Source organism: Streptomyces scopuliridis RB72 (genome assembly GCF_000718095.1).
GTDB lineage: Bacteria > Actinomycetota > Actinomycetes > Streptomycetales > Streptomycetaceae > Streptomyces > Streptomyces scopuliridis.
Genome location: NZ_JOEI01000023.1, coordinates 85503 through 91854, shown reverse-complemented (window position 1 = coordinate 91854; position 6352 = coordinate 85503). Strand labels below are relative to the sequence as shown.

The 6352-nt window shown below is 71.0% G+C and carries 7 protein-coding genes; all 7 read right to left on the bottom strand.

Going from position 1 to position 6352, the window contains the following annotated elements:
* Positions 1–485: 485 nt before the first annotated feature.
* The gene (locus IF11_RS0126970; RefSeq protein WP_030354337.1) at positions 486–1478 is read right to left on the bottom strand and encodes an AraC family transcriptional regulator; all 993 of its coding nucleotides are present in this window, start codon (positions 1476–1478) and stop codon (positions 486–488) included.
* Between the two features lie 144 nt (positions 1479–1622).
* Positions 1623–2144 carry an anthrone oxygenase family protein gene (locus IF11_RS0126965; protein ID WP_030354336.1) on the bottom strand — a complete coding sequence of 174 codons (522 nt, stop codon included), beginning with the start codon at positions 2142–2144 and terminating at the stop codon, positions 1623–1625.
* 40 nt (positions 2145–2184) lie between these two features.
* On the bottom strand, positions 2185–2826 hold the full coding sequence (locus tag IF11_RS0126960) for a hemerythrin domain-containing protein (protein WP_030354335.1): 642 nt from the start codon (positions 2824–2826) through the stop codon (positions 2185–2187).
* 98 nt (positions 2827–2924) lie between these two features.
* The gene (locus IF11_RS0126955) at positions 2925–3764 is read right to left on the bottom strand and encodes a Rossmann-fold NAD(P)-binding domain-containing protein (protein ID WP_030354334.1); all 840 of its coding nucleotides are present in this window, start codon (positions 3762–3764) and stop codon (positions 2925–2927) included.
* Between the two features lie 91 nt (positions 3765–3855).
* The gene (locus IF11_RS0126950; protein WP_030354333.1) at positions 3856–4641 is read right to left on the bottom strand and encodes an SDR family NAD(P)-dependent oxidoreductase; all 786 of its coding nucleotides are present in this window, start codon (positions 4639–4641) and stop codon (positions 3856–3858) included.
* Between the two features lie 297 nt (positions 4642–4938).
* A complete protein-coding gene (locus IF11_RS0126945; protein ID WP_037728635.1) occupies positions 4939–5580 on the bottom strand; it encodes a ScbR family autoregulator-binding transcription factor in 642 nt (213 codons plus the stop codon).
* Positions 5581–5696: 116 nt separating this feature from the next.
* Positions 5697–6350 carry a ScbR family autoregulator-binding transcription factor gene (locus tag IF11_RS0126940; RefSeq protein WP_030354331.1) on the bottom strand — a complete coding sequence of 218 codons (654 nt, stop codon included), beginning with the start codon at positions 6348–6350 and terminating at the stop codon, positions 5697–5699.
* Positions 6351–6352: the final 2 nt, after the last annotated feature.

Here is a 6352-nt window from a genome sequence, read left to right as displayed (position 1 = left end):
CCTGACGATGGGTTCGGGCGGTCACGCGCCACAAATCACGCTTTAGTGTCCCGGACACGACCCCTGCGCGCCCCCCTTCACCGCCCGCACAAGCGGCCCAGCCGTGCGCGAGGGCGGGCGGGGGAGGCGGCGGCACTCTCCCGCACCCGGCCCACCAGGGCAGCGAGTCGCGTGGTCACCGGACCGCACCAGCCCACTCACCCCCGCCAGGAGGGCGAATGGCGGGGCCACCGGGCCGCACCCAACCTCCCACCCCCAGTGGGACGGCGGGTGCGAGCGACCACCGGCGGGAGGGGGTCGGGGTCGTAGGAGGTGCGTGTCCGGACACTAAAGCGTGATGTGTGGCGCGCGAACGCCCGTCTTCCGACTGTGGCCAGAGTCGCGACGTAAATCGTGCCGTCCGGACATGTACCTCCGGAGGCCCCGGCCCCCGGCACCAGCCGCACGAAACCGCACCCCGCACCAAGCAAAACGCACACCGCACCTCAGCGGTCCAGGACCACCGTCCTCCCCACCCCGCCGTCACGGTCCGCCGGCTCCCCCCGCCCGCCCCTCCTGAACTCCTGCGGACTCACCCCCCGCACCCGCTTGAACGCCGCACTCAGCGCGAACGCCCCGCTGTACCCCACCCGCCGCGCCACCGTCGCCACCGTCGCGTCCGGCTCGCGCAGCAGGTCCGCCGCGAGGGTGAGCCGCCAGCCCGTGAGGTACGCCATCGGCGGCTCGCCCACGAGCGTCGTGAAGTGACGGGCCAGACCCGCGCGGGAGACGCCGACGTTGTCCGCGAGCGAGGCCACCGTCCAGGCCCTGCCCGGCTGTTCGTGCAGCAGTCGTAGCGCCGGGCCGACCACCGGGTCGCTCTGGGCCCGGTACCAGGCGGGCGCGCCGGATTCGGGGATCGCGAGCCAGGTGCGCAGGACGCTGACGAGGAGCAGGTCGAGCAGCCGGTCGAGGACCAGTTCCTGGCCGATCTCGTCCTTGCCGATCTCGTCCGCGAGGATGCGTACGAGCGGATTGTCGCCCGCCTCCGCGGGGCGGACAAGCAGTACAGGGAGTGCTGCCAGCAGCCGTCGGCCGATCTCGCTGGGCGCCTGGTACGTGCCGCTGAGCATGACCGAGGAGCCGGCCCGGCTGTCGTCGCCCCAGGTCCGTACGCCCAGAGCCATCGTTTCGGTGACGTCCTCGCCCTCGGTGGTGTTACAGCGCTGTTCGGGGCCGACGACGATCTGGACTGGGGTCTCGGGCCGGTCCGCGATGGCGTACGCGTCGGGCCCGCGCATCACGGCGACGTCGCCGGGGCACAGCCGGACCGGATGCCCGTTGTCGGGGAGTACCCACGCGTCGCCGCGGACCATCGTGACGACGGAGATGGGTGCCCGGTCCTCGACCCGCAGGGACCACGGTGGACTGAAGACGGACTTGAGCAGGAACGCGCCGCGGGCCTTCGGGCCTTCGAGCAGACCGGTCAGTGTGTCCATGTCATCACCTTAGACGGCGCCGTATGAAGGGTCACCGTTTTCTGTGGATCCGTCTCAGGGTGGGACGCGCCCGCCCTCCCCGCGGGGGAACGAGTAAAGAGGACGGGCGCGGTTCTGGGTGGGCCCGGACGGGCCCGGGGGGCGTCAGAGCGGCTGGGCCGCTCCCCTGCCGTGCAGGACCAGGGCGCGCCCGAGCGCGCCGAGGGCCGCCGTGCAGGCCAGGGTCCTGACGACATTGGCCGAGGTCCACCGCCGCTCGAATCTGCCGCGCACCACGCCGAAGTCGGCGGTGCCGCCCAGTGATACGGCGCGGGCCAGCATCCTGTTCAGCGGGACGTTGACGCACAGGGTGATCGCGACGGACAGGGCGTAGAGGGCGAAGGCCGTCCGGGTCCAGCGCGCGGCGTCCGGCCCGCCCAGGCGTCGTTGGAGTACGGCGGCAACGCCCGTGGCGAGGAACACCCCGACGAACAGCAGGCCGAACAGGGCGCTGTTGTCGATGACCTGGTTGATGGTGCCCATCACGGTGACGAACGTACGGTCGTCGGCGCCGGCGAGCCCCGGCATGACCGAGACGTCGAAGGCGAAGTACAGCCCCGCCATCAGCCCGGTGCCGATGGTGGCGGCGGCGAGCACGGGGCCGGCGACTGCTGGAGCGGTCTGCATCGGGGCTTCCTCATCCGGTCGGGCGTGAACAACGGGCGGGTCAGTGGGGGCGGATCACTCCGGTGAGGGTCCGTTCGTACCGCCGGCGCAGCACCGTATGGCCGATCAGCCGTACGGGCGGCGGGATGGTGGCGGCGACATGCGCCACCGAGCGTTTGTCCGCGCCGTCGAACATCCAGGGCTGGAGACGCGTCATGACCGCGAAGGGGGCGCTGGCGATCACCTTCCGCTCGACGGCGAGGTAGTCGTCCGGGGAGAGCCGGGCGAAGACGGGGAAGGAGACGGTCTCCTCGTCGCGCAGATGATCGCGGAGTACGGAGTCGAAGCGGGTGGCCGCGGGGCCGACGGCGGCGGGGTTCCCGCCGGGGCGCAGTGCGGCCGTGACCGCTTCCATGGCGCGGTCGAGCACGACGTGGTCGTCACCGAGCCGCCGTGCCTCGGCGGCGAACCGCGGTGCCCTGCCGAGCAGTTCCGGCCAGAGCACCTCGTCCTCGCTGTGGTGGTGCCAGTCGATGATGTCGCGCAGCTGCCGCCACCATGAGGCGGCGGCGCCGAGCCCGGCCGGGGTCAGGGCGGGCGCGGCGGCGAGCAGCCGGCGGGCGTCCCGGCGCATCGCGATGTGCATCAGCGCGAAACCGTGGAAGTGACCGGGCAGGGACGCGAGTCCGTACTCGCTGGACATGGGGGTACTGATGGCCGCCTCCTCGCGGATGGTGCGTCGTGCGCTGCCGGTACGCGGAGGTCGTCCGCGTACCGGCAGCGCCCGTTCGCCGTGCGGAATCAGACGTTCCAGACGCCGCCGGCGGCGGCGTCGCGGGCGAAGTCGGAGAAGTCACGGGGCTTGCGGCCGAGGGCTTCCTCCACTCCGTGCACCAGATGCGCGTTGCGGCCGTCGAGGATCAGTCCGAACAGGTCGGCGAACTCGACCGGCTGCCCGTGCTCCGCCAGCGCGGCGCGGTAGTCGTCGATCGAGACCGGGATATAGCTGATCTCCCGGCCGGTGGCCTTGGACAGCTCGGTGGCGACGTCCTGGAAGCTGAGCAGCCGGGGGCCGGAGACTTCATAGGTCTTGCCGATGTGCTGGTCTCCGGTCAGCGCGGCGACGGCCACGTCGGCGATGTCGTCGGTGTCCACGAAGGGCTCGACGGCGTCACCGGTCGGCAGCGCCAGCTCCCCGGCGAGGACGGGTTCGAGGAAGAAGCTCTCGTTGAAGTTCTGGTTGAACCAGCTGGACCTGACCACGGTCCAGTCGGCGCCGGACTCCTTCATCTTCTCCTCGCCGGCCCGCGCGCCCTCCTCGCCGCGGCCGGAGAGCAGCACCAGCCGGCGTGCGCCGTGGGCGACGGCGAACGCGGAGAACTCGCCGACGACCTCGGCGGCCCCGGGGAAACCGAGGTCGGGGTAGTACGTGATGTACACGGCTCCGACGCCCTCCAGCGCGCCCGCCCAGGTGGCCGGGTCCTCCCATACGAAGGGCCGGTCGGCGTTGCGCGAACCGATGCGCACCGGAAGGCCCTTGCCGGCGAGCCGCTCCGCGACCTTCCGTCCGGTCTTCCCGGTGCCACCGATGACGAGGGTCGTCTTCGTCTCTGCCTGGGCGTTCTGCGTGGTCTGTGTCATGCGTACAGTCAAGTCCACTCCGGTGAGACGGGACATAGCCACGAAGCTCAGTTCCATACGCGTGCGTCTACGGTCCCGTCGGGGAGACGGCTCAGGAGTAGCCCATGCCACCGCAGACGTTGATCGCCTGCGCGGTGATCGAGGCGGCGCTCTCCGTGGTGAGATAGCCGACCAGGCCCGCCACCTCCTCCGGGGTGGAGTAGCGGCCGAGCGGGATCTTCGCCTCGAACTGCGCCTGCACGAAGTCCTCGGTGGTGTCCCAGGCCGCGGCGTACCCCCGGCGGACCCGCTCGGCGGTCGGGGTCTCCACGTACCCCGGGCAGACCGCGTTGACGGTGATGCCGAGCGGCGCCAGCTCCTTGCCGAGCGACCTGGTGAAGCCGACGACGCCATGCTTGGAGGCGGAGTAGGGGGCGCCCATCAGGACGCCCTGCTTCCCGGCGGTCGAGGCGATGTTGATGATGCGTCCGTAACCGGAGTCCAGCAGACCGCCGTTCACCAGGACCTCGCGGGTCAGCAGGAACACACCGTTGAGGTTGGTGTTCATCACGTCGTACCAGAGCTCGTCGGCGATCTCGGCGGTGGGTCCACCACCGCCCCGGCCCGCGTTGTTGACCAGGATGTTGACCGGGCCGAACTGTCCGACGACGGCGGCCACCAGCGCGGACACCGACGCGCGGTCCCGGACGTCGGCGACCGTGCCCTCGGCCTCCATCCCCGCCGCGCGCAGATCCTCGACCGTCTGCTTGACCTCTTGCGCGGTCCGCGCGCAGATGAAGACGCGATGGCCCCGGCCACCGAGCTCCCGCGCCACCCCGAGTCCGATCCCCCGTGTCGCGCCCGTGATCAGGGCCACCGGATTTCCCGGGGCCCTCATCGGTCTTTCCTGGTTCGCAGCGGCCCCGGAACCTGAATCTCCACGGTTTTCCTCCGCACCTCGTCAAATTCCCGCCGAATGACTCTTCGACGCCAGGCATGGTAGTCCCGCGCGGGCGTCACTTCTTGAATTCTTGAGTAACCGTCGAGCACATCTCCAACGCCTTCATTTACCGGGCATGACGGTGGAATTGGGGTACGCGACAACCCGTCGAATAGCGCGACGGAGCAACGCGGCACGAACAATGGGGGAATTCCACGGCTCCGCGCGGGAAGAGGCCCGTTGGGGACGGATGATTCATGCCTCGTTCACGCGGGGACAGGCCGCCCCCGGAGACCCCCGGGTGACCAGAGAGTCGGGACGCGCGGCCAGTCCGGGCAGCATCAGCTCCCAGAACCGGGTGAGCGCGGGGCGGGAGAGCCACTCCTTGCCGTCCCTGGCGCCGAGGACCTCGAACCCGACCGTCGCCGCCAGCAGGGCGTCGGCGGCCTGGTCCGGCGCCACTCCGTCCGCCAACCCGCCGTCGGACGCGGCGCGTTGGAGTATGCCCTCGACCCAGCACCGCCACTGCCGCCGCAGATCGACGCCGCCGGGGCGCGAGAGGTCGCCGCTCAGCTCGAAGCCGGCCTGTACGACGACGTCTTCGTCGAGCCGGCGCATCAACGCGTGGGTGGCGTCGACCAGGAGTTGCAGGACCGGTGCCTCGTCACAGCCGCGGGACTCGGTGATCAGCCGCACCTCCCGCGCGGCTTCCTCCTCGACCGCCCCCGCCAGCGCCTCCTTGCTCGTGAAGTGGAAGTGCAGCGCTCCGTTGCTCACCCCGGCCCGTCGGCTGATCATGGTGAGCGACGCCGGGACGAACCCCTCGGCCGCGAAGATCTCCGCGGCGGCCCGGATCAGTGATCGCCGGGTGCGCGCGGCGCGCTCCTGTTTGACCATCGTCGTCTCCTGGTGCGGGGGACCGGAAGCGGTGTGCGGGCGGAAACAATCCGTCGTCGCGGTTTGTATCGGCCCCCAGTCTCGCCGATCGCACCCGCGGCCCGCTCCGGTACGGCTCAAGAGCCGCTTGAGGCCGACCGGAGAGCGCGGACGGCTTCGACGCGCGCGCCGCGGTCGGGCGCCACGTCCAGTTCGAGCAGCAGGCGCGGCATCACCACGCTGGGCAGGAGATGCGCCCACATCACCGACATCCGGCGCTCCACATCACGGCGGCCGGCCACGACGCGCGCGTAGACCTGGATCCCCGCCCAGGCGCTGACCACCAGTTCGGCCGTCTCCCGAGGCACGGCGTACGGCAGCAGCTCGCCCCGCTCCGCCGCCCGCAGCAGCAGGTCCTCGCTCAGCCCCGCCCACACCGGGAAGGGGCTGACCTCGGAGAAGTCGACCGATCCCTGCTCGACGGCGAGCCGGAGACCGGCCCTGACGATCGGGTCGTGGAGGGAGCGGTACGTGACGGCCATCGTCATGTCGATGAGCGCCTGGACATGGGAGTCCGCCGGTTCCACGGTGAGGTCCCCGGTCAGTTCGCGCAGCACGCCCCGCGCCAGCTCCTCCTTGGAAGGGAAGTGGAAGTAGAGGGCGCCCTTGGTCGTCCCGGAGCGCGCCGTGATCTCCGTGATCGTCGCGGCGTCGTAGCCGTACCGGTCGAAGACGGAGGCCGCCGCCGCCAGGATCGCGGCACGTGTTCTGACCGCACGCTGCTGTGCCATCG

Excerpts from the sequence above, each read along its gene's own strand:
- IF11_RS0126940 (WP_030354331.1), bottom strand. The coding sequence starts at position 6,350 with ATGGCACAGCAGCGTGCGGTCAGAACACGTGCCGCGATCCTGGCGGCG.
- IF11_RS0126945 (WP_037728635.1), bottom strand. The coding sequence starts at position 5,580 with ATGGTCAAACAGGAGCGCGCCGCGCGCACCCGGCGATCACTGATCCGG.
- IF11_RS0126970 (WP_030354337.1), bottom strand. The coding sequence starts at position 1,478 with ATGGACACACTGACCGGTCTGCTCGAAGGCCCGAAGGCCCGCGGCGCG.
- IF11_RS0126965 (WP_030354336.1), bottom strand. The coding sequence starts at position 2,144 with ATGCAGACCGCTCCAGCAGTCGCCGGCCCCGTGCTCGCCGCCGCCACC.
- IF11_RS0126960 (WP_030354335.1), bottom strand. The coding sequence starts at position 2,826 with ATGTCCAGCGAGTACGGACTCGCGTCCCTGCCCGGTCACTTCCACGGT.
- IF11_RS0126955 (WP_030354334.1), bottom strand. The coding sequence starts at position 3,764 with ATGACACAGACCACGCAGAACGCCCAGGCAGAGACGAAGACGACCCTC.
- IF11_RS0126950 (WP_030354333.1), bottom strand. The coding sequence starts at position 4,641 with ATGAGGGCCCCGGGAAATCCGGTGGCCCTGATCACGGGCGCGACACGG.